Raw genomic sequence first — 21,858 nt, forward strand, 5'->3', positions numbered from 1 at the left:
TGATAACTTAATCATTCAAAAGGCAAAATTAATCTTTCTCTTTTGACGGGTTTTTGATTAAATGATAGAATCTATAACTGTAAACAATTGTGCCAAAAAATATGACCCAATCTAATCCAGAAGATAGTTTAATTATGACTGAATCTACCCATCCCTACGCTGACTTAATGACGGAATTATGCCAACAGGCGATTCAATATCAAGAAAGTGAGAATTTTAACGAAGCGATCGCCTGTTACCAAAAAATAATTAATCTTGAGCCCAAATTTCTCCTAGGATATCAAAAAATTGGCAATCTTTCCCTCAAAACTCAAGAATTTGAACAAGCCATTACAGCCTATCAAAATGTTATTGAATTAAGTCCTAATGATTTCTGGGCTTATAATAATTTAGGAGAAGCCTTAATTAAATTACAGCGCTGGGAAGCTGCAATTCCCATCTATGAAAAAGCGATTCAACTCGACCCCAATTGTTTTTGGGGTTATAATGGTTTAGGCGAATGTTTAACCCAAACTCACCAACTAGAAAAAGCCGTCCCTATTTATCAAAAAGCCATTGAATTAGACCCGAACTTTTGGGGAGTTTATCAAAAATTAGCAGAAGCCTTAACCACCTTAGAAAAATGGCAAGAAGTCATCCCCATCTATCGCCGTGCGATTGAATTAAAACCCGACTTTTTTTGGTCGTATGCTAGTTTAGGAAAAGTATTAATTCATTTAGAACAATGGGAAGAAGCCATTCCCATTTGTCAACAAGCAATTTCCATTGACCCTAATTTCTTTTGGTCTTATATTAATTTAGCGGACTCCCTATTTAATTTAGAAAGATGGCAAGAAGCCATTGAAGTCTATACCACAGCTAATCAAATTAAATCGGATTTCTTTTGGTCTTATAAAAATTTAGGGGATGCGCTTATTAAATTGCAGCAATGGCAGGAGGCTATTGCCGTTTATCGAAAATCTTTAGAACTAAATTATACCGAACCTTCCTGTTATTATAACTTGGGTTTAGCCTATCTAAATTTACAACAAAAATCCGAGGCTATTCCTTGTTTTGAAACCGCTTTAAAACTGAATCCAGATTATAGTTTAGCTCAACAAAAATTAGATGAAATTCTCGGAATTGATTCTACTTTCTCTCCCCATCCACTCGAACCAATTGACTGGTTAAAATATTATCCGAAATCGGGACAAGCTCCCTCCTATTGTTTACCTAAACCCAATATTTTAGGCAAAAATCCCCAAACCGGAAAATGGCAATTTCCCGTTCCTCCTCAAGATTTGAGGTTAGTTTTTGCAGAGAATGAAGAATATTATCTCAACTCAGGAAAAACGCAAGTTCAGGTGATGTTAAGTGTATTGCGAGAGTGTGGATATTTCCTCAAAACTGGAAGCCGAATTTTAGACTTTGGTTGTGCATCGGGACGCATCCTCAGAGAATTAGCCGATTTATCAGAAATTTGTGAAATTTGGGGAACCGATATTAGTGCGGATTGTATTGCTTGGTGTCAACAAAATATGAGTCCCCCCTTTCATTTTTTTGTCGGGACAACCCTGCCCCATTTACCCTTTGAAGACCGCTATTTTGATTTAATTTATGCGGGTTCTGTTTTTACCCATATTGATGATTTAGCCGATGCTTGGCTGTTAGAACTGCGTCGGATTTTAAAACCTGGGGGATTAGCTTTTATTACGATTCAAGAACAGTATATTTTTGATAAAATTAAACAATTCCCCGAAGTCTGGCTGTCTAATAATAATGTCTGGCCCCCAGAACAAAAACAGACTTGTATTCAAAACTATTTTGAATATATCAATCAAGATTTTTCCATGTTCACCCTGGGACGGGATACCCGTTCTCTGGTTTTCTATGACGTGAATTCTTTCCGCGAAAAATGGAAACCCTTCTTCCAAGTTTTAGCGGTTAAACAAGAAGCCTATTATTGGCAAACAGGAATATTATTAAAGCGCCTGTGATTTATAGTAGGGGTAATTCATGAATTACCCCTTACCCTGTTACTGAGCGAAGTCGAAGTATTACCCCTTAGTAATTAGTAATTCGTAATTCGTAATTACCCATTACCCAACCCTGTCCCAAATACCTGCGTCCAATAGTGGTTCCAATTTTCAAACCCCGTATCATTTTCTAAATAGAAATAGCCAATGCCAATTTCGGCGTAATTGGGGTTAAGCAGGTTTTCCCGGTGTCCTGGACTATCAATCCATCCCTGAACCACCTCCTCGGGGGTTTGATACCCCGCACCAATATTTTCACCGATAAAAGAAAAAGTGTATCCCTGGTCTTGGGCACGGCTGGCGGGGGTGGAACCATCTAAGCCGATGTGGTCAAAAAAGTCTTCCTGCGCCATATCTTGACTCTGTTCTTGGGCGGCGGCGTTTAACTGAGTGTTCAAGGTTAGGGGCGGTAAACCATTTTGGCTACGGAATTCATTGGTTAAGTCTAAGACCTGTTGAACAAAGTCAGAGGTCGGAGGCAAAACATTATCGGTGTTTAAGGTAAATCCCTGACCGATAAAATCACTGTCCCGTAAGTTCGATGGCACAATCCCGTCCAGGAGGGCGATTTCTTCGTTCGTAGCACTCACCACCAGGCGAGTTTGATTACTGCCTACGGCTTGGACTTGCACTTGGCCCAGGTTATCGGGGAGTTGAATTAAATCGATATTCGGTTCAAAATCCGTAATCCAGTCCCGTCCTTGACCTTGTTGTTGTAGCAGAAATACATCCTGACCAATGCCTCCGGTGAGGGTATCCGCCCCTAAATCCCCCGCTAGGGTATCATTTCCGCCTTCACCGTTCAAGACGTCATCGCCTTTCCCGCCAAATAAACTATCAAACCCCTCACCCCCAAAAAGGGTATCGGCATCTAGGTTGCCAAATAGGAGATCATTTCCCCCTTCTCCCTCCAGGATATCCCCCTCCTTACCTCCAAATAGGGTGTCGGAACCCTCAGCACCCCATAACTGATCAAAACCTGTATTTCCTAAAATTAACTCATCATCACTCGCACCAAATAGGGTATCGTCCCCACCGAGTCCTAACACCCCGCCGGGATGGTTGAATAACTGTCCTGAAAATAGGGAAATCAATTCGGAGGATTCATTTCCAATTAAAGCACCGATAGCAGCATCAGGAATTAAACTCATGGTTTTAGTATTGATAAAGGTTATAGTTTCGTTTTAATTCGGTAGTTTCTTTACTCTTGATTATATCTATTCTTTCAAAGTGGCAACTTCTGAAGTAATTAAACAGTCTTACAGGAATGAATCCCCGGAATTTACCAATTTGGTGTGGAAATTCACCCCAATGGGATATAAATTTTTTTTCTGTGACGGTGCATCATAATGATCATCATAATAGATATTAAAGAGGCATAATCTCATGGTTATCAAGTCTGTTGGTTTTTTAAGTCTGGTTTTAGGGATTCTGTTACCCACCGCAGCCAGTTTAGCAATAACTACTTCACGCATAGGGATAAAACCTCCGGTTAATACTCCTATGCAAATCAGCTTACAATTTCCCCCGGCCCCCAAAGGAGATGGGCCAGTGAGTACCGCCGGGGGAGGAACCCGCACCGGTGATACCCTTTCGGCGAGTCAATGTGGAATTGGAAATACAAAAATGACCGCCTTAGTCCCCAGTCAGAACACTTTAACGGTTTCTGCCCATCCCACCTTCTTTATTTATGTTCCTGAATCTAAGGTAAAAACGGGTGAATTTGTTCTGATTAATCAACAAGGAAAAGATGTTCATAATACCATGGTTCAACTCCCGGCAAAACCCAGTATTGTCCAGATTCAACTGCCGAAAACCGTCGCCCTAGAAACGGGAAGTCAATATAAATGGAGTTTTTCTATTACCTGTGAAACGGACGGACAAGAATTTATCGATACCTTAAAGGTTTCTATTCAGCGAAATGAATTGAATATCTCCCTGAAAAACGCCCTGGAAAAAGCTAAAACTCCCTTAAAAAAAGCGGAAATTTATGCCCGAGAAAACCTCTGGCAAGATACCTTAATGATTATGGCTCAGATGCGAAATTCTGAACCGGAATTATGGAAAGAACTTCTTACCTCTATTAAAATCAATCAAGAGATTGCAGAAGCCCCTTTTGCACCGGAAGCAACGGTGAGTAATTCGGATCATCAATCCACACCCTAGAAAGGTAAAGCATAAATCCTAAAATAAGTTGAATGAGGGCAAAAATTAAACAATTAGTATGGGAGTGGCGTGGCGTTTGGATTACAACCCCAGTCATGGCAGGTCTCGTAATCCTGCTGCGTTTTTCTGGGGTTTTACAATCCTGGGAATGGGCGGTTTATGACCAATATATGCGTCTGCGTCCCCTAGAAACCCGGGATCAGAGAATTGCGATTGTCGGGTTAGATGAAGCGGATATGAAATATATTGGTCAAGGTTATGTTCCTGACCAGGTTTATGCGGAATTAATCGAGAAATTAGTTGCGATGAAACCGACGGTAATCGGGTTAGATATTTACCGAGATTTGCCTTTTGAACCCGGTCATCAACGGTTAATTAAACTATTAGCAGAAACTCCTAATTTACTCGGAATTGAAAAAGTAGTTGGGGATGAATCCTTAGAATCCGTGGCCGCGCCTCCAATTTTAAAAGAAAAAAATCGAGTAGCGGCGAATGATTTGATTTTAGATGAAGATAATATTATTCGACGGGCGTTATTAGTTGTTAATAATGATCAAGAACAACCAGTATATAGTTTGGGGTTGTTTTTAGCGATGTTTTATTTAGATGCTCAAGGAGTGGCCCCAGAAATAGTGCCGGGTACTAATAATTGGTGGAAATTTAATGATACTGTTTTTAGACCGTTTGCTAAAAATGATGGGGGCTATGTGCGGGCTGATGCTGGGGGCTATCAAATCTTTTTAAATTATCGAGGATATAATCGTAGTTTTGAAATTGTTTCTTTTCGGGATATTTTAACTAATAAACTACCTGAAGATTGGGGAAAAAATCGAATTATTTTAATCGGTTCGGTCGGAGAAAGTTTTAAGGATTTAATGTCAACTCCCTATACGTTGTCTGCGAATCAACGCATGGCTGGAGTAGAAGTTCATGCCCATATTACCAGTCAAATTATTAGTACGGCTTTAGATGATCGTCCTTTAATTAAAACCTTATCTGATCCTTTGGAATGGCTTTGGATATTGATTTGGTCGGGAGTAGGAGCGATTTTAACTTGGAAATTTCGGGCAACGGCTAAAGTACAATTATTAATTATTCGCCAGGTTGCAATTTCGATTTTAGCCACGGGAATTTTACTCGGAAGTACCTATTTTTTGTTTATTCAAGGGTGGTGGGTTCCGGTAGTTCCTCCCTTTTTGGCGTTGGCGGGTTCGGCGATCGCGATTACGGCTTATATTGCCCGTTCTGCTTCGGATATTAGAAATATTTTCGGACGTTATTTAAGTGCTGAAATTGTCTCTAATTTATTAGAAAGACCTGAAGGTTTAAAACTCGGAGGAGAGCGCCGAAAAATTACAATTTTAACCTCGGATTTACGCGGCTTTACGGCCCTTTCTGAACGGTTAAGCCCGGAGGAAGTGGTTAGAATTTTAAACTTTTATTTGTCCTGTATGGCCGATGTAATTACGGTCTATCAAGGAACCATTGATGAGTTTATGGGGGATGGAATTTTAGTTTTATTTGGTGCTCCTACTTTACGCGAAGATGATGCTCAACGGGCGATTGCTTGCGCGGTGGGGATGCAATTAGCAATGCAGAAGGTAAATGAACAATTACAAAAGTGGGATTTATCGGCTTTAGATATGGGAATTGGAATTAATACGGGGGAAGTTGTGGTGGGAAATATTGGTTCAGAAAAACGCACAAAATATGGGGTTGTGGGGAATCAAGTTAATTTAACCTATCGAATTGAATCCTATACAACCGGAGGACAAATCTTGATTTCTGAAATGACTTTAAATCAAGCTGGTCGGGATTTAATTAAAATTGAAAATCAGAAATTAGTTCAACCCAAGGGCGTTAAAAAACCGATTACTATTTATGAAGTGGGAGGAATTGCAGGTAAATATAATCTTTATATTTCTAAACAAGAACAGCATTTTTATCCGATTCCAATTCCGATCTTATTACAATATTTTATTTTAGATGGAAAACATATTGGTGATAGTATTTTAATGGCTAGTTTAGTTGAATTATCGGAAAAAGGAGGGCTGATTGTGACTGAGGCAAATAATGATATGATTCCTGGGGCTTTAGCCAATTTAAAACTTAATATGAAGTTAGAAGCAGACCAATGGAGTGATGACATTTATGCAAAAGTTTTAGAAAAATCGGCGGAAACCGGAGCTTTTTATGTGGGGTTTACGGCTAAACCTCCAGAGGTTGAAAAATATTTTAATCAACTTTATAAAAATATTAAGGTATAGTAGAGATAATTCATGAATTAACCCTACTACCCTAAACACAATTCTAATCTGGATTTGATAATATAATTTTTGAAGGGAAATTACCTCCAGTATAAATAGTTAAGGTAATAATTTGATTATCGATTAGGTGGGTTTGATTTAGAGGTTTTTGGGTTCCTGAGTTGACGGGATAGGCTGGGAAACAAGCTCCACTAATACTTAAACGTAAACAATGATTTTGAGGGATTCTAATACAAGTGGCTTGTAGTTTTATTGGGTAGCAATTTATATTTTTATCTTGAATAAAATCATTATTTATATTATAATTATTATCAATCTTTCGATAGCCTTGACTGAAATTATATACACTACCATCGGGTTTAAGTTCTGATAACACCGCAGATAAATCAAAACTAGCTGTGTCCGCACTGCAATAAATTTCCACGGTTAAATTCCCAGCTAAATATAAATCTTGAGTCAAGGGTTCGGAGGTATAGGTAACAATATCAGTTCGACAGTCCAAGCCAGAACGGTCAAAGGAACCCGTGGGATTAATTGCATGACCTCCGAGGGCTGGAACCGGGCGCCAAGGGTCATGAACAAAGACATCTTCTTGAGGATTTTCAGGACAATTTAATGTTAATATTCCAGCATCTTCTCGTAAACTAGCGAGTCCATTAGTTGATAAATAATAAATTTGGGAAGACGATGACGGCCATTGTTTGAATTCTCGCCAAACTTGAGTTCCCATCTCAAATAAACAAACCTGATTTTGATTAAAAATTGGGTTTTCTTTACCTTTTAAAAAAGTATCAAACCATTGAATTTGCAGACTATCAATCAAGCTGGATGCGGTTAACCCATAATTCACAGAGCCCACTTTTCGCCCCCACGGAAGATGAGCCCAGGGGCCAATAATTAAATGTTGGGAGGCGGGGCTACGCTTCACCATTTCTTGATAAAAATGAATTGTTCCTCTTAAATATGTATCAAACCATCCCCCAATATGTAGCATCGGTAAGTCTAAATTGTCTAATTTTGGGGATAGAGTTTCCCAATATTCATCGGGTTGATCATGGGCTAACCATTCATGATAAAATGAATCTGGATCGTGATTTTTTAAAACTTCTGGACTCGCTGGAATAGCATCAAAAAAGGGTAAATTGCGAGAGGCTTGATACAGGGAATTATAGGCAGTTTTATCCTGCTTTAATCGGGCTGTTTCGGCAGAAATTTGCATCGCCCATCCGAGGTTAGCAGATAAACAAAAAGCCCCGCCTTCATAGGCCCAATCTCCGTATAAATCATGACTCATCATCGCCGGACAAATGGTTTTTAATGCTTTTGGATGGTTAGAAGCGGCATAAACCTGAGTTAATCCTTGATAGGAAAATCCATACATTCCCACCCGACCGTTACTATAGGAAAAATTAGCAACCCAATTAATAGTATCTAAACCGTCTTCTATTTCATGAGTAAAAAGTTTAAATTTCCCTTGAGAAGTTCCCCGTCCTCTCACATCTTGAATTACTACAATATACCCCTGTTGAGCATACCATTTTGGATGGGCATAAACAACGGTCGAGGCGATCGCTCTCCCATAGGGTTGTCGCATTAATAAAACGGGTAATTTTTCCTCTGTATCGGGTCGATAAATATCCGCATCTAGTCGAATTCCATCCCGGGTAATTAGAGAGGCTGTTTGTTGAATAATCATCTTTTTCAGTTATTTATCTATCAATAAGTTGGGTAATAGGTAATGGGTAATGGGTAATGGGTAATGGGTAATACTTCGACTTCGCTCAGTAACAGGGTAATGGGTTAACTCTTACACCGATAACTATTAACTTTTACACTGATAACTGATGACTGATAACTGATTATCGTGATGTTTCTTGGACAATATCTTTTAAATCAAAAGCCGCATCGCTGAGTTTTTGAATCCCTAACTTAATTTGACCCATACCCAGACTGGTATCCTGAGCATTTTTATTCAGATTATTCATTGCTACTACCACCTGTTGAATAGCTACGGCTTGTTGCTTGGAATTTAATGAAATTTGCTGAGAACTTTGAACAATATTACTCAGTTCTTGGGACATATTCCGAAAGGCAGAAGCGGTTTGTTTGGCTAAATCAACGGTATTTTCCACGCTCTTGATTCCTGCTTCGGTAACGGCTCCAGTTGAATTATTCGACTGTTTAATTCCCAGGACTAAATTATTAATTTGATGGGCGGATTTTTGACTTTCATCGGCTAATTTCCGAATTTCTGAAGCCACGACCGAAAACCCTTTTCCATATTCTCCGGCTCTCACGGCTTCTACGGCAGCATTGAGAGCTAACATATTGGTTTGATTGGCTAAATCTCCCACCACTTGAGAGATACTTCCAATTTGATTAGTTTGTTCACTTAAACGTAAAATTTGTTCGGCAATGGCTTCAACTTTTGCTTTCATTTGGTTCATTTCTACCAAAGTTTGTTGCACGAGTTCATTGCCATTATCTGCTAGGTTTAAAACTTGTTTGGCTCCTAAGGTAGAAGTTTCCGCCTGTTCGCTGGCTTGTTTTGCCGAAAATTCTAATTCATCCATCGTGCGAGTGGTTTCATTCACTGAACTCGCTTGACTGCTGATAATTTTTTCCTGTTGGTCAACGGCTACATTAATTTCCAAGGAAGAATTATCAATAGCATCAATAGCTTGAGTAATTTTACGACTGACTAAGGAGGAAATTAACCAAGCAATCGTAAAAGCGGTTAAGATAGAAAGAATTGAACCAAAGATCAAAAGATTAATTGCATTTTGTAACGTATTTCTCGCTTGCATATTTTCAGTATTGAGTCTTTGAATTTCTGTGGTATTAAATTCAGAGTTAAGGGTTAAAAATTCAGCGAGCAGTTGCTTTCCTAAACCCTCTTTAAAAAGATCAATACTCTCTTTTTTCTTTCCCTGTTGTAGTAAGCCAATTACCTGATTTTGATAAGTATTATAACTTTGGGCGATTGTTTTCATTTTTTCAAATCTTTGCTGTTGCTCAGGAATAGTAATTGCATTATTCAAACTTGCACTAGCTTCTTGAAAACTTTGCCAGTTTTGTTCATATAATTGTAAAAACTCTTGATCTGGAGTGATCAAATAGGCTCGACTATTGGCAACCATATTACTACCGGCTAACACCATAATATCAGTTCCAATAATCGTTTTTTGAACTTTCTCAACTTGATCAAATGCCTCAAATACCCTATTAGAATTAATATAAACAATATAGGTAGAACCCGCAAACATAAAAACGGGAATGGCATAACCAAACAGCATCTGAGTTCTGAGCTTAAATTGACTCAATAAATGCCTTTTATCACCAGAATTTCGTTCAAAACGACTCGCCATGTTCTCAACTCCTAATTTCTAATTAATTTCGAGTAATTTTCAGAATAACTTGATTGAGGATAGATAACTGTATTCTTTAAATTAAGAACCTAACTTGATAGTCTCTAAGATATTTGATAATTGCTGTCATACAACACTGGATCATTTTGCCTCCTTTGTCTGGTTCTGAGTTGGGGTTTGGGGTTAAAAAAATTTATTTATCTAGGTACGAATTAACTCCGAAGGCAAGACTTGGTTTAATTTTCCACTTTGATATCCCTCCAAATCTAAAGTAACATAAATAAAACCAAATTCTTGAAAGGCTTGTACTAATTTAGGCAATTCAGTCATCGCTACAAAGTCTTGAATCTGTTCGGGCGATAATTCTATCCGGGCGGTATCTTTTTCCGAACGAACTCGCAGATTTTTCCAGCCTAATTTTCTCAAATAAACTTCTGCTCTGCCCACCCGTTGTAATTTAGAAATTGTGATTTCTTCCGTATAGGGAAACCGTGAACTTAAGCAGGGTTGGGCAGGTTTATCCCAAGCTGTTAAACCCAGATATTTAGCAATTTCTCTAACTTCGGTTTTAGTAACTCCTAATTCGGCTAAAGGTGAACGCACACCTCGTTCTTTTGCTGCTTGAATTCCCGGGCGATAGTCGCCTAAATCATCCGCATTAACTCCATCAACAATATAAAGATAACCCCAGGTTTGAGCTAAGGGTTTGAGGTGATCATGGAGTTCACTTTTACAAAAATAGCACCGATTTACGGGGTTTGATGTATAGTTAGGATTAGCCATTTCTTGGGTTTCAATTTCTTGATGTTGAATCCCAATTTCCGCGGCTTGAATTCGAGCATCTTCTAAGTCTTCGGGTAACAAAGAAGGAGAAACAGCCGTTACTGCTAAAGCCTGATCTCCTAATACATCATAGGCAATTTTAGCAACTAGGGTACTGTCTATTCCTCCAGAATAGGCAATTAGAGCCCGTTCCATTTCTTGAAATAGGGCTTGGAGTTGTTGTAATTTTTCTGTGACTATCATGGTGTAGACTAAACCTAATTATCTAATTTAACTAAAATTCTCTCTGCCCAAAAATTGCAATAGACAGGGATAATACAATAACCATATAAAGGATAGCATAAATTCCATTAGTTATTAATAATGAAGATGAGGGGAGATAACCATAAACCGCTTCATTTTTTAGATCCAGTCGTGCTAAGTCTGGTAAAATGATATAAGTGGTTTTCATGATCTGTTCTAAGGTGGGATTTTCGCTAATTTTTCCTAATGCAAGTAAGTCACGACTTAGACTTCCCATGGCATACACACCCAGGGTTAATAAACTGGCGAGTAGGGAACTGGTAAAGACTCCTAATAAAATACCGACTGCTGCAATTAAAGAGAGTTGTAGCCACATAAATACAAAAGCAATACTAAGACTGGCAAAAGGATAGGAAATTTTATTAAAACTGAGAATCCCAAAAAATAATAGGGTCATAACTAAGATTAAAACTGCAATAAAAGCCGAGATTCCAAAATGTTTTCCGATAATCAGTTCCGCCGGACTAACGGGTTTAGAAACTAACAAATAAACGGTTTTTTTATCGATTTCTTTGTTGATTAGATTAGCACTTACAAAAACTGTAATTAGTAAGCCTAATAAACTAATCATGGCGATGCCAAAATCTAAGGTAATTTTGTTTTCTAGTCCGGCGGAAACTTCTGGGAGTAAACGAATAGAACCCATTAAAAATAATACAAAAAGACCGATAATATAAAGAATGCGATCGCGAACAACTTCTAAAAAAACGTTGCTGGCAATGGTAAAAACTCTGTTAAAATTCATTTTAATTTTCCGGTTAGTATTATGATTGGGGTTGATAGAGTATTAGCAATTTCCTGATTTCTGGTTCCTTTAGAGAAAGAAATAGGATGGAAACACTGGGTTCATTTTAACAGAATTTGGTTGTAAAGTCTCCGGGTTAGGAAGAATATTGGGATCTCTTTGTAACCATTTTTCTGCTCGTATAGAAAACTCGATCCAGCAATAAAAATTAATATGAATCAGCAAAACAATCAGAAACCCCATCCGAACCAAAGGAGGGGAAGATTGAATTTTAAATTTATCTCGAATAAATTCCATAATAAAGACTAAACAAACTGCGACAATTGGCCAGGCTTTTATAGCAAAATCCGGTCTATTGATACCTGTTTTTTGATGAATTATTAAACATAATAAAGCCGCAGTAATCCAAGGACTTAAAGAAACTCGTCCCAGGACAAAAGGGGGGTCATTGGTTCTTATTCCAATAGAAATAGTCAGGCTCAATAAACTAAGCAAAGCCAAATTATTTCTGTTATAATCATCATTAGTTACGAAAAGAGAAATAGCCCAAATACCAATACTTATCAATAAAAATGTTCTCCAATCTAGGGGATGAGTCGGTTTAATGATATTCAAAAAATTAACTAGATTTTTCATTTCATTTAAAAATAAATAATGTAAATACTAAGAATAAAAATAAAGAATAACTTAACGTATGGGCTACTAATACCACTCTAAACTCCTTGTATTGTTCTGAAATTTTAATCTTTTCTTCTTGATTTCCCGAAAAGACATGACTAATTTTATATATATCTCCACTGGATAAAAATTCTAAAATTTGTAAGCCAATCCATTTAATTAATAGTAATAAAGTAAAATTAAAACCAGTTAATAAAAACACGATAAAAGAGGTAGTTTCAAATTCTTCAAACAGCAGATAACTAATTAATTCATTTCGAGCTTCTGCGGGAAATATTAATTCTGCATTTAAAAAAATAATCCATTCACAAGCACCTGCCAATAAATTGAGAGCCATTGTATACTGTACACTCAATTTTGGAGATATATTGAAACTTTTTTTAAAAATCCAGGCTTCCATAGTAATCGAGATTAAAAACCGAATAACTCTTAATAAAATGACCCTTAATATAGTCTTGATTGGCATATATGGAGGATGGGGAATGGGGAAAAACTAGATATAATCAATAATTAAGGATTAGATTGGAGAAATTCTTGAACTACCTCTTGATATTGTCGTTTTTTGCCATCAACCTGATAATTTAATTCTCGCATTTTCTCGGCGGAAATTTTACCCGATAACTGTTGTAACACCCCATCTAATTGGGGATATTGGTTGAGGGTTTCCTGGCGAATAATGGGGGCAGCTTCATAGGGGGGAAAATAGTTTTTATCATCTTCTAAGATCACTAACCCTAAGACATCAATTAAAGCATCTGTTGTGGAACCTGCGACTAAATCTACTTGTTTTTGGGCGAGTGCTTGATAAATTAAACCTAAATCCATGGTTTTCACGGGTTCAGAAAATTTAAGATTATAGACCTTAGTTAAGCCGGATAATCCATCTTCTCGTTCTCCGAATTCATATCCCGAACCGAAGCGAATTTTAGGACTATCAGGAACTAAATCAGAAAACTTTTTCCAGTTAAATTGTTTAGCATCATCCTGGCGTACCACCATAGCAAAGCTATTGTTAAATCCCAAAGGAGGCATCCAAATCAGATTATATTTTTCAGCATAATCAGATTTTAACCGATTAAAAACTGCTTTTGGATCACTAATCGGTTTTTGTTTCAAAATATTGGTAAATGCCGTTCCCGTATACTCAACATATAAATCCACTTGACCTGCAACTAGAGCCTGGTGGCAAAGTTCCCCCGCTAAATTAAATCGTCGTTTGACCTGAATATCCGTTTGGGTTTCAATTTTTTGTGCTAGAATTTCCCCTAAAATCAATTGTTCAGTAAAATTTTTAGCACAAATCACAATTTCAGGAGAACGGGAAACACAACTACTTAAACTGGCTACAATCCCTAACCATAACCCCAAAAATGTAACAATTTTTTTTCCTCGCCTGCGAAGGGTTTGGTAGGGGGATAAGGTTTCTGGGGGAAATTCTATTTTATCGTCCATGGAATATTTAGGTTGATAATTTGACTTAACCGGATGTTGCATAAATTTTGATCAAAGCAATTGATTGATTAGTTTAACTTGACACTCCCACCCCTTAGCGTAGCGTAGGGGTGGGATTCTCGTATCTAGCCCAGTCAAACAGAGATAGTTGAACATACCTCTTGTTTGACTGTATTCACCGAGTTCACCGGGTGTGCCAAGCACCCCATGATTTAAACCGGATGAATCCATTACAGAAGCATCTCTCTCTAGGTTCAAATCACATGAAAACCCGTCCCATTGAGATAGGTTTCGTGCAGCATTAAGATCGGAATTATGGTAGTGACCGTTAGGGCAATTGAAATCATGTCGATTTCTTTTGCCAATAACACCACAAGTTGAACAAGATTTAGAAGTATACGGTGCAGGTCTTTTGATTAACTTCAATCCTTTAAGAGCTAACTTATAATTAAGTTTTTGTTCCAAAGAATAATAAGACCAATTATGTCGAGATTGACCAGAATCAGAACGAGATTTCTTGCTCTGTTTCATGGTTTTACGACAACCTTCCAAATCCTCAATCACAACATTAGCATTATGGTATTCAGCAAAACGAACAATTCGGCGACTGACGGTATGGTTAATTGCATCCATCCATCGTCGTTCTTTCTTGTCCCATTTCTTTAAGGCTCGAAACTTTTTAGCTTCTTGAAGTTGTTTTCTTCGTTGTTGAAAATAACGTCTCCGATGCTTAACGCTGTGACCATTAAAGAATTTGCCAAAACCTTCTTTTGGTGCAACTACCGCTAAATTATTCTGCCCTCGGTCACATCCTAATGTTTTCTCTGTCTTAACTTCTGGAACATCCTCAGTGATTGACAGATAGACATACCACTTATTTCTATGTTTAATTAACTTAAAAGATCCCCCTTGAATTGTTCCCTCTAATAATCCATCTAAAATGGTTTGCCAGTGAGCGGATGCAACTTCAATAGGGATTCTTTTTTCACCTTTAAGAGTCGGGAAACTAATTGAATAAGTATTTCCTTTTTGAGTTAACTTCCAGTTTTGGTTGTTGACTTCCACAGGAAGAACTTTATATTGTTTAGTTTTACGACCCGTGGGGGATGTGGTATGTCGGATAACTTGGTTAACCAGGGCAGATTTTAACTCGGACATGATTTTAGCTGTTGTCATTTTACGCCGTTCTTTAATCGGCAATGACAACAGGTTATTGGCAATCCGTGTGTTTTCTGCCGTCATTTGCTCAAACATCTGAGCTTTACAACGGTTGAGATCCACGAATTTCAATTTAATCGTCCGAGTTATTTGTACCATGTTAACCATGATAACATAAAATTGTTCAATTAATATTGATAAAAGAATTTTCTCAATATTAATTGAACTGCCTTCTTTGTGGAGTCGGAGCTATTATTGTGGGACGGCTGGCTCTGTATAAGAGTGAAACTATCAAGAAATATATTGCAAACCAAAACTCTCATTAACCTTCACTCCGCCTAAAGGCGGGTATTCTACATCCCACGCTTGAAAGACGTGGGATGTAGAATACGGTTATTGTAAATCCGTTGATTAACTCCGATCTTCTATACTGTTTATTGTTGACCCATAACTGATCAACTCTTACACTGACAAATCATAAAAGATTCGCCCACTTCTGGCCCACTGATCACTAATTACTGATATATGAATTATCCCATTCCCACCAGTCCCCAAGAAATGATGGCTCTGCGACAACAACCTGTTACCGATGAGTTAGTAGTAACAGCACTCGCTGGAGTGGTTAAAATTGCACGTTCGCGTCAACAATCTTTAGAAGATCTTAAAGCTGAGGTTTTGGCTGATGATAGTCTGCTGAACCGAGAACAACGGGTTTGGTTAAGTGAATTAGTTACCCATGCTTGGCAATCTTTACCTTAGCAAAAAATTTAGGGTGTTTAGGGGAATAGGCAATACAAAGAATTAATATATATTACCATTGAGGATGGGAGAAAAACAGAGTTTCTGCGGCGGCGGCATCCAAAGGTTTAGCGAATAGATACCCCTGAGCTAATTCGCAGCCCAAAAGTCGCAGTAACGATAATTGTTCTGGGGTTTCAATTCCTTCAGCTACCACACTCATCCCCAAATGATGGGCGAGATTCAGAATTGCTTGAACGACTTCTAAATTTTTTCCCATAGAATCTAAGTTACCAATAAAAGATCGATCAATTTTAATAATATCTAAAGGAAATTGGTGTAAATAACTCAAGGAAGAATATCCCGTCCCAAAGTCATCTAAACTTAACTGAATTTTGCGAGCTTTGAGTTGTTCAAATAGCTCGGAGGCTAATTGAGGATTATCCATAATGGCACTTTCTGTAATTTCTAATTTTAAATTTTTACTATCTAATTTCAAACTCTCAAGAACTTGATCAATTTTTTCAATTAAATTATCTTGAGAAAACTGTTTAACAGATAAATTGACACTCATGCTAATCTCAAAAACTTCCCCTCGTTCAATAGCTTGTTCTTGCCAGAATTTGAGTTGACGACAGGAATTTTCTAATACCCAAAATCCTAGGGGAACAATTAAACCAGTGGCTTCAGCAACGGGAATAAAATGATCCGGTGAAACTAAGCCCTGTTGGGGATGTTTCCAACGAACTAAGGCTTCAAAACTACTAATTCTTCCGGTTGATAAGCAAATAATTGGCTGATAATAAACAATAAATTCTTGACGCTCAATAGCCCGTCGCAGGTCATTTTCTAATTGTAAACGAGTTAAAGCACGGGTGTGCATCTCTCGATTGAACACTTGATAACGGGCTTTTCCTAGGGTTTTAGCTTGATACATTGCCGTATCTGCATCCCTGAGCAAATTTTCTGGCTGTTCATACTCATAATTTCCCAAAACAATCCCAATACTGGTATTAATAAAAACTTCATGTTGATGGAGTAAAAAAGGTTTCATTAAAGCGTGTTGAATCGTTTCTGCTAATTGGGTAGCTTCATCCACCGATTCAATCTTTTCTAAAAGAACAGTAAATTCATCTCCTTCAAATCTAGCCAAAGTATAATTAGGATTAATACAATTGGCTAATCTTTGAGCCACCGCTTTTAAGAGTTGATCTCCAGCTAAATGTCCTAAAGAATCATTAACGACTTTAAAATCATCGCAATCGAGAAATAATACGCCAAATTGAGAACTAAAATGGTTATGAGTATAGGCCAAAACTGCCATTAATTTTTCCATAAAAAACACTCGATTCGGTAAACCGGTTAGGGCATCATGGGAAGCCATGTGCAACAATCGTAAATTAACTTGTTCTAGTTCCTTAGTTCGTTCTTTGACCCGTTCTTCCAGTTGCGTATTTAATTGTTGAATTTGTAATTTTGCTGCTTGTAAATTCAGTTGATTTTTGATTCTGGCTAAAACTTCTCGAATTTCAAAAGGTTTAGTAATATAGTCCAAACCGCCCACTTCAAATGCTTGAATTTTATCAAAAACTTCATTTAACGCGCTTAAAAAAATCACAGGGATATCCCGGGTTCGTTCTGAAGACTTTAACTGTTTGCAAACTTCATACCCACTCATTTGAGGCATCCGAATATCTAATAAAATTAAATCCGGTGGGTCAGTAATCGCACCCATAATCGCAGCCGAACCATTAATTACGCAGCGCACATTATACCCCTGTTCTGTTAACATCGCTGATAACAGATATAAATTATCAGGCGTATCATCAACAATCAAAATGCTAGTTAGTGGGTTATCTGGTTGAGCGTCATTCATCGGAAAAAACTATAAATACAGAAGGAAATGAGTGGTCAGTGCTGGTTGAGTTAAAGTTTAGCGCAAAATTTCTTCAATCATCTGATTAGCTTGTCTGCCATAGCTTCCTCCAAATAAGTTAAAATGATTTAAGATATGGTAAAGATTATAAAGTATTTTACGTCGCTGATAACCTGAATCTATAGGAAAAATAGTCTGATAACCCTGATAAAAACGGGGCGGAAACCCTCCAAATAATTCGGTCATGGCTAAATCAACTTCTCGATCTCCAAAATAACTAGCTGGATCAAAAATTACTGCTTCTCCTGCTGAAGAAATTGCCGCATTTCCTCCCCATAAATCTCCATGAACTAAGGAAGGTTTAGGATCATAATCCGCTAACAACTCTGGTATTTTTGTGAGTAATTTTTCTTCGTGTTCAAAATAGCCTCCTCGCTGTTTAGCCAGTTTCAATTGATAGTTAATTCGATGTTCTTGCCAAAATTCAATCCAATTATTTTTCCAAGTATTAATTTGAGGTGTGGAACCAATTGTATTATTGATTTCCCAGCCAAAGTTTTCAAACCCAGGATAATCCTGTGGGGGTGTCCAGCGATGCAGTAACGCTAAGTTTTTTCCCATTTCTTCCCAGGCTGAAGGGTCATTTTTTCCCCCTAAATTTAGCCATTCTAAGACTAAATAAGCGGAATTTCCTAACCCTCCCCAACAAATAACTTGAGGAACTCTAATTGTATGGGTTTTCCCAATTTGTTTAACCCCTAAAGCCTCGGCTTCAAACATTTGCACTTGACTAATTTGATTGAGTTTAATAAAATAATGACGGGAACCTTGACTAATTTTATATCCTTGATTGATGCAGCCTCCACCGACGGAATGGCGATCGCAAATTTGAAATGGTTCTCCCGTAGCTTGACTAATTTGTTCAGAAATTTGATCCCACATCATATCTAATTGTTTTATTTTTCTAACTGATTATATCAAATTTCAAAAATTTATGTAAATATTATGATAGGTTTTAAGAGACAATTCATTGTTTAGTTAAACTAAAATCTTCCCACCTATTTTATCCACATAATTACCATGACTGAAGCAGAAACCCCTAAGCCTAACTTACTAAAACTCGCTAAACAAGGAAATCCGAAAGCGATCGCTATTTTACTCGATTTTTAGTTAATATTATTATTGTTTTAGCCCAAAATTTCTGATCAAACTTGGCAAAAAATCTTGCCACAATTGCAAGAGACTTCTTTTAGCCTTAGTTCTTTAGAAGTAATTTCTAAAAACCTTAATTCCCCAGAGGAAGAACAAATTATTAACGCTATTCATCAAAAAATAAATCATCAACCCTTAAAAACCGAGTTTCTAGTTCAGCAAAAACCACGATAAAAACGCTAATATGAAGGAATCTAAAGCTATCTTTCACACATCTATTCAATTATGCACATCTTTGGACTGGGTAAAAAACTAAAAATGCCTTCGGCTTCCGACGCCTTACCCGGACGGAAACAAGTCATGTCCGTACCCGACAAACATTATGTCAATGGTAATCCCCTGAAACCTCCTTTCCCGACCGGGTTAGAAATGGCAATGTTTGGCATGGGTTGTTTTTGGGGTGCAGAACGTCGGTTTTGGCAGCAGGAAGGGGTGTTTAGCACCTCCGTTGGTTACAGTGCCGGATTTACTCCCAACCCCACCTATGAAGAAGTTTGTAGCGGGCTAACGGGACATAATGAAGTCGTGTTAGTGGTTTATGATCCGAAAATTATTAGTTATGAACAATTGCTGAAAGTTTTTTGGGAAAGCCATAACCCGACTCAGGGAATGCGTCAGGGTAACGATGCGGGGACACAATACCGTTCAGGAATTTATGTTTATTCTGAGCTACAACGGGAATTGGCTGAAGCCTCCCGGGACACCTATCAAATCGCCCTCAAACAAGGGGGTTATGAAGCTATAACCACAGAAATTCTGCCAGCGCCGGAATATTATTACGCCGAAAGTTATCATCAACAATACTTAGCAAAAAACCCCAATGGCTACTGCGGTTTAGGGGGAACTAAAATCAGTTATCAGTCATCAGTTATCAGTGATCAGGTTAAGAGTTGTCAGTGATCAGTTAAAAAGCTATCAGTGATCAGTTTAAGAGCTATCAGTGATCAGTTTAAGAGTTATCAGTCATCAGTTTAGGAGTTTTCAGTCATCAGTTATTAGTGTAGAAGTTATCGGTCAATAGTTAGTGTTTAATAGTTGTAAATTATTAAATATCAACTAAAAAATGATTAACTCTTAAACTGATTACTGATGACTGATCACTGATCACTGATTCTTTTTCCAATCAGTTATCGCTTTTTGAGCCGCGTCATAGGCCGATGTATTTTCGGGAACTAACTTAGCTGCTTCAATTGCATTAACATATTGCTTTTTCTTTGCCCGGGATTGAGCAATTTCCCAGATTTGATTTCCCCATTGATTGATCAACTGTTGAGCCTCGGAATATCCAGGTTGATCCGCCGGAATTTTTTGGACAAGACCAATAGCATTACTATAGGATGAAGCCTGACCGGGCTTAATTAAAGCCTTAGCTTGGCTCAGAATTCCTTGATTATTGTCTAGGATTTTTAACTGAGCTTCCCACTCCTCAAGCTGTTTTTGCCCCTGTTGATAAATCTCAGGATTGGCGTCAGGGAGCAACTTAATTGCATCCACTGCTCCCGGTAAATTTTGACTCAGAGCGCGTCCTTGGGCAATCACCAGGATCATTTTGCTCCACTGTTCAATATCTCCTTGGGCTTGCTTGTACTCAGGATCAGCCACCGGAATTTGTCGAATGATGGCGATCGCTTTACTAAAATCCGAAGCGGAAGCATCTTTTAACAGGAGTTTGGATTCATCTAACAATTGAGCCGGACTTGCAGGAGTTGGAGTCGGGGGTGTGGTTTCCGGTTTTGTGGTCGCGGGCAATGGTTTGGGAGTTTTAACCAGCGTTGAAGTCTCAACGGAAGACTTAGCGGTATTTTGACCTAAAAATATTGGTTTATTGGTCAAAAACACACCCAGCAACAGCACCAGCGCGGTGGCTCCACTCCAAAGAATTAACCGTTGTAAAAATGAACTTTCTGTCATAGTGTCCTCTGTTGAACTTACAGGCGGTTGGGAGTTCATCGGAATTACAGAAGTTGGAGAATTTTTGGGTAAATTCCCTGGCCCGACGGCTTCGCCTGGCACAGAAATCCGATCTCCATTTCCTGTACCCGAGGTGGGGGAGAATTTTAGAGGATCTTCCGATATGGGAGCCGCCCCATTTTGATGAGATTCCACAGTTGCCATATTTATTTCTCTAATACCGTTGGAAAAATTAATCGCCCCCTGACGACTTTCAGGTAAAAGCACCTGTGATCGTTTAGAGGCTGGATAAACAGCAAATACAGGTTTTTGTCGGGGTCTTAAATGTTGTTCGGTCACTTCTGGTAAACGTTTCTCCAGTCCGTTAATTAACGAATCTAAGGTTAAACCTTGTCCAGCTTTCAACCCTTCCAATAGCACCGCCGTAAAGAATCCTTGGCGCAGTGCCGAAGTTTCCCGGGATAACTGTTCGGGCTGACAAGATAAAATCGTCGGAATTTGTGATTTTCGAGCGATTTCAGCCGTTTGAGTGCCCACACTTTCCCCGGCGTGCGCCCCCTGAGCGCGGTTAATATCCAGCAATACCAAAATTTTATCGGTTGCTGCGGCTTTAAAATAGTTAAACAACGTTTGAATCGGAATTGCCGTTGTTTCTAACTGGGCTGGGTTACCATCAATCGGTAACAAGTAATCCTGTCCATCTTTAGCAAACCCGTGACCACTAAAGAAAAACCACAGAACATCTTCATGACCCAGTTGCTCTTTACAGAAGGACTCTACCCAATCTAAAACATTTTTTTGGTCAGGATAGGTGGACATCCTCGATATTTGGGGCGACTTATCGGTGATCAATAAACTCTGATCCCGGGGAAACCCAGCCACATCAACTAAATATTCATAAATAGCTTCTGCATCCTTTTGGGCATAGTTTAAAGGTTGCAGATATTGGTATTGATTAATGCCGATGGCAATACAAATGTGGCGTTTCATCGCTTATGCCCCATAAATTCCTAGTTTAGCTATATTCAACTTAAAACCTTTGATGATCATAACAGACCCAGCCCAAGACGGAAAAATAAACAGGCTAAGGTAAAGATTTTTAAACTCCAAAATTTCCGATCGCCGCTCGGTGAAGCGGTGTTAATTTTCCTATCCCTGGTTGAATCCCAAAAAATGTAACACTTCA

Annotated in this window: 18 protein-coding genes; 6 read left to right on the forward strand and 12 right to left on the reverse strand. The window is 38.3% G+C overall.

From position 1 onward, the window contains the following. Positions 1-101: 101 nt before the first annotated feature. Positions 102-1,976, forward strand: coding sequence for a tetratricopeptide repeat protein (locus PL9631_RS21315; RefSeq protein ID WP_083623456.1), 1,875 nt, complete (start codon positions 102-104; stop codon positions 1,974-1,976). A gap of 95 nt (positions 1,977-2,071) precedes the next feature. Here PL9631_RS21315 and PL9631_RS21320 read toward each other — a convergent pair whose 3' ends face one another. After that, positions 2,072-3,166, reverse strand: a complete 1,095-nt coding sequence (locus PL9631_RS21320) for a CAP domain-containing protein (RefSeq protein WP_083623458.1) — start codon at positions 3,164-3,166, stop codon at positions 2,072-2,074. A 235-nt stretch (positions 3,167-3,401) separates the two neighbouring features. Here PL9631_RS21320 and PL9631_RS21325 point away from each other — a divergent pair, with 235 nt between their 5' ends. After that, positions 3,402-4,181 (forward strand): DUF928 domain-containing protein, encoded by a 780-nt coding sequence (locus PL9631_RS21325; RefSeq protein ID WP_083623460.1) that lies wholly within the window; start codon positions 3,402-3,404, stop codon positions 4,179-4,181. Between the two features lie 32 nt (positions 4,182-4,213). After that, positions 4,214-6,448, forward strand: coding sequence for a CHASE2 domain-containing protein (locus PL9631_RS21330; protein ID WP_083623462.1), 2,235 nt, complete (start codon positions 4,214-4,216; stop codon positions 6,446-6,448). 43 nt (positions 6,449-6,491) lie between these two features. Here PL9631_RS21330 and PL9631_RS21335 read toward each other — a convergent pair whose 3' ends face one another. From PL9631_RS21335 to PL9631_RS21370, 8 genes are all read right to left on the reverse strand, one after another. Beyond that, on the reverse strand, positions 6,492-8,144 hold the full coding sequence (locus PL9631_RS21335) for a CocE/NonD family hydrolase (protein WP_083623464.1): 1,653 nt from the start codon (positions 8,142-8,144) through the stop codon (positions 6,492-6,494). A gap of 163 nt (positions 8,145-8,307) precedes the next feature. After that, on the reverse strand, positions 8,308-9,816 hold the full coding sequence (locus PL9631_RS21340) for a methyl-accepting chemotaxis protein (protein WP_083623465.1): 1,509 nt from the start codon (positions 9,814-9,816) through the stop codon (positions 8,308-8,310). Between the two features lie 201 nt (positions 9,817-10,017). Continuing rightward, entirely contained in the window at positions 10,018-10,839 is an 822-nt protein-coding gene (gene larE, locus PL9631_RS21345; RefSeq protein WP_197046485.1) for an ATP-dependent sacrificial sulfur transferase LarE, read from the reverse strand. Between the two features lie 34 nt (positions 10,840-10,873). Then, entirely contained in the window at positions 10,874-11,647 is a 774-nt protein-coding gene (locus PL9631_RS21350) for an ABC transporter permease (RefSeq protein ID WP_083623469.1), read from the reverse strand. A gap of 69 nt (positions 11,648-11,716) precedes the next feature. Continuing rightward, positions 11,717-12,283, reverse strand: a complete 567-nt coding sequence (locus tag PL9631_RS21355) for a DUF5357 family protein (RefSeq protein ID WP_083623471.1) — start codon at positions 12,281-12,283, stop codon at positions 11,717-11,719. A 1-nt stretch (position 12,284) separates the two neighbouring features. Continuing rightward, positions 12,285-12,791 carry a filament integrity protein FraC gene (gene fraC, locus PL9631_RS21360; RefSeq protein ID WP_331281282.1) on the reverse strand — a complete coding sequence of 169 codons (507 nt, stop codon included), beginning with the start codon at positions 12,789-12,791 and terminating at the stop codon, positions 12,285-12,287. A 44-nt stretch (positions 12,792-12,835) separates the two neighbouring features. Next, positions 12,836-13,819 carry a glycine betaine ABC transporter substrate-binding protein gene (locus tag PL9631_RS21365; RefSeq protein WP_231516808.1) on the reverse strand — a complete coding sequence of 328 codons (984 nt, stop codon included), beginning with the start codon at positions 13,817-13,819 and terminating at the stop codon, positions 12,836-12,838. 9 nt (positions 13,820-13,828) lie between these two features. Continuing rightward, on the reverse strand, positions 13,829-15,094 hold the full coding sequence (locus PL9631_RS21370) for an RNA-guided endonuclease InsQ/TnpB family protein (RefSeq protein WP_197046462.1): 1,266 nt from the start codon (positions 15,092-15,094) through the stop codon (positions 13,829-13,831). Between the two features lie 366 nt (positions 15,095-15,460). On the opposite strand from PL9631_RS21370, the gene PL9631_RS21375 reads away from it, so the two are divergent. Beyond that, entirely contained in the window at positions 15,461-15,694 is a 234-nt protein-coding gene (locus PL9631_RS21375) for a hypothetical protein (RefSeq protein WP_083623476.1), read from the forward strand. A gap of 52 nt (positions 15,695-15,746) precedes the next feature. Here PL9631_RS21375 and PL9631_RS21380 read toward each other — a convergent pair whose 3' ends face one another. Continuing rightward, positions 15,747-17,549 (reverse strand): EAL domain-containing response regulator, encoded by a 1,803-nt coding sequence (locus PL9631_RS21380; RefSeq protein WP_083623477.1) that lies wholly within the window; start codon positions 17,547-17,549, stop codon positions 15,747-15,749. Positions 17,550-17,606: 57 nt separating this feature from the next. Next, on the reverse strand, positions 17,607-18,491 hold the full coding sequence (locus PL9631_RS21385; RefSeq protein WP_083623479.1) for a fructosamine kinase family protein: 885 nt from the start codon (positions 18,489-18,491) through the stop codon (positions 17,607-17,609). A 282-nt stretch (positions 18,492-18,773) separates the two neighbouring features. Between PL9631_RS21385 and PL9631_RS21390 the strand changes: the two genes are divergently transcribed. Together PL9631_RS21390 and msrA are read left to right on the forward strand one after the other, a co-directional pair. Further along, the gene (locus PL9631_RS21390; RefSeq protein ID WP_156090652.1) at positions 18,774-18,935 is read left to right on the forward strand and encodes a hypothetical protein; all 162 of its coding nucleotides are present in this window, start codon (positions 18,774-18,776) and stop codon (positions 18,933-18,935) included. 51 nt (positions 18,936-18,986) lie between these two features. Beyond that, positions 18,987-19,661 (forward strand): peptide-methionine (S)-S-oxide reductase MsrA, encoded by a 675-nt coding sequence (gene msrA, locus PL9631_RS21395; RefSeq protein WP_083623480.1) that lies wholly within the window; start codon positions 18,987-18,989, stop codon positions 19,659-19,661. Positions 19,662-19,865: 204 nt separating this feature from the next. Here the strand turns inward: msrA and PL9631_RS21400 are convergent, their stop codons facing one another. After that, positions 19,866-21,662, reverse strand: coding sequence for a caspase family protein (locus tag PL9631_RS21400; RefSeq protein WP_083623482.1), 1,797 nt, complete (start codon positions 21,660-21,662; stop codon positions 19,866-19,868). Positions 21,663-21,858 lie beyond the last annotated feature (196 nt).

Source organism: Planktothrix paucivesiculata PCC 9631 (assembly GCF_900009265.2).
Lineage (GTDB): Bacteria > Cyanobacteriota > Cyanobacteriia > Cyanobacteriales > Microcoleaceae > Planktothrix > Planktothrix paucivesiculata.

What these genes read in the sequence shown, in the direction of transcription:
- PL9631_RS21315 (WP_083623456.1), top strand. Translation starts at nt 102, where the DNA reads ATGACCCAATCTAATCCAGAAGATAGTTTAATTATGACTGAATCTACC.
- PL9631_RS21320 (WP_083623458.1), bottom strand. Translation starts at nt 3,166, where the DNA reads ATGAGTTTAATTCCTGATGCTGCTATCGGTGCTTTAATTGGAAATGAA.
- PL9631_RS21325 (WP_083623460.1), top strand. Translation starts at nt 3,402, where the DNA reads ATGGTTATCAAGTCTGTTGGTTTTTTAAGTCTGGTTTTAGGGATTCTG.
- PL9631_RS21330 (WP_083623462.1), top strand. Translation starts at nt 4,214, where the DNA reads ATGAGGGCAAAAATTAAACAATTAGTATGGGAGTGGCGTGGCGTTTGG.
- PL9631_RS21335 (WP_083623464.1), bottom strand. Translation starts at nt 8,144, where the DNA reads ATGATTATTCAACAAACAGCCTCTCTAATTACCCGGGATGGAATTCGA.
- PL9631_RS21340 (WP_083623465.1), bottom strand. Translation starts at nt 9,816, where the DNA reads ATGGCGAGTCGTTTTGAACGAAATTCTGGTGATAAAAGGCATTTATTG.
- PL9631_RS21350 (WP_083623469.1), bottom strand. Translation starts at nt 11,647, where the DNA reads ATGAATTTTAACAGAGTTTTTACCATTGCCAGCAACGTTTTTTTAGAA.
- PL9631_RS21355 (WP_083623471.1), bottom strand. Translation starts at nt 12,283, where the DNA reads ATGAAAAATCTAGTTAATTTTTTGAATATCATTAAACCGACTCATCCC.
- fraC (WP_331281282.1), bottom strand. Translation starts at nt 12,791, where the DNA reads ATGCCAATCAAGACTATATTAAGGGTCATTTTATTAAGAGTTATTCGG.
- PL9631_RS21365 (WP_231516808.1), bottom strand. Translation starts at nt 13,819, where the DNA reads ATGCAACATCCGGTTAAGTCAAATTATCAACCTAAATATTCCATGGAC.
- PL9631_RS21370 (WP_197046462.1), bottom strand. Translation starts at nt 15,094, where the DNA reads ATGGTACAAATAACTCGGACGATTAAATTGAAATTCGTGGATCTCAAC.
- PL9631_RS21375 (WP_083623476.1), top strand. Translation starts at nt 15,461, where the DNA reads ATGAATTATCCCATTCCCACCAGTCCCCAAGAAATGATGGCTCTGCGA.
- PL9631_RS21380 (WP_083623477.1), bottom strand. Translation starts at nt 17,549, where the DNA reads ATGAATGACGCTCAACCAGATAACCCACTAACTAGCATTTTGATTGTT.
- PL9631_RS21385 (WP_083623479.1), bottom strand. Translation starts at nt 18,491, where the DNA reads ATGTGGGATCAAATTTCTGAACAAATTAGTCAAGCTACGGGAGAACCA.
- msrA (WP_083623480.1), top strand. Translation starts at nt 18,987, where the DNA reads ATGCACATCTTTGGACTGGGTAAAAAACTAAAAATGCCTTCGGCTTCC.
- PL9631_RS21400 (WP_083623482.1), bottom strand. Translation starts at nt 21,662, where the DNA reads ATGAAACGCCACATTTGTATTGCCATCGGCATTAATCAATACCAATAT.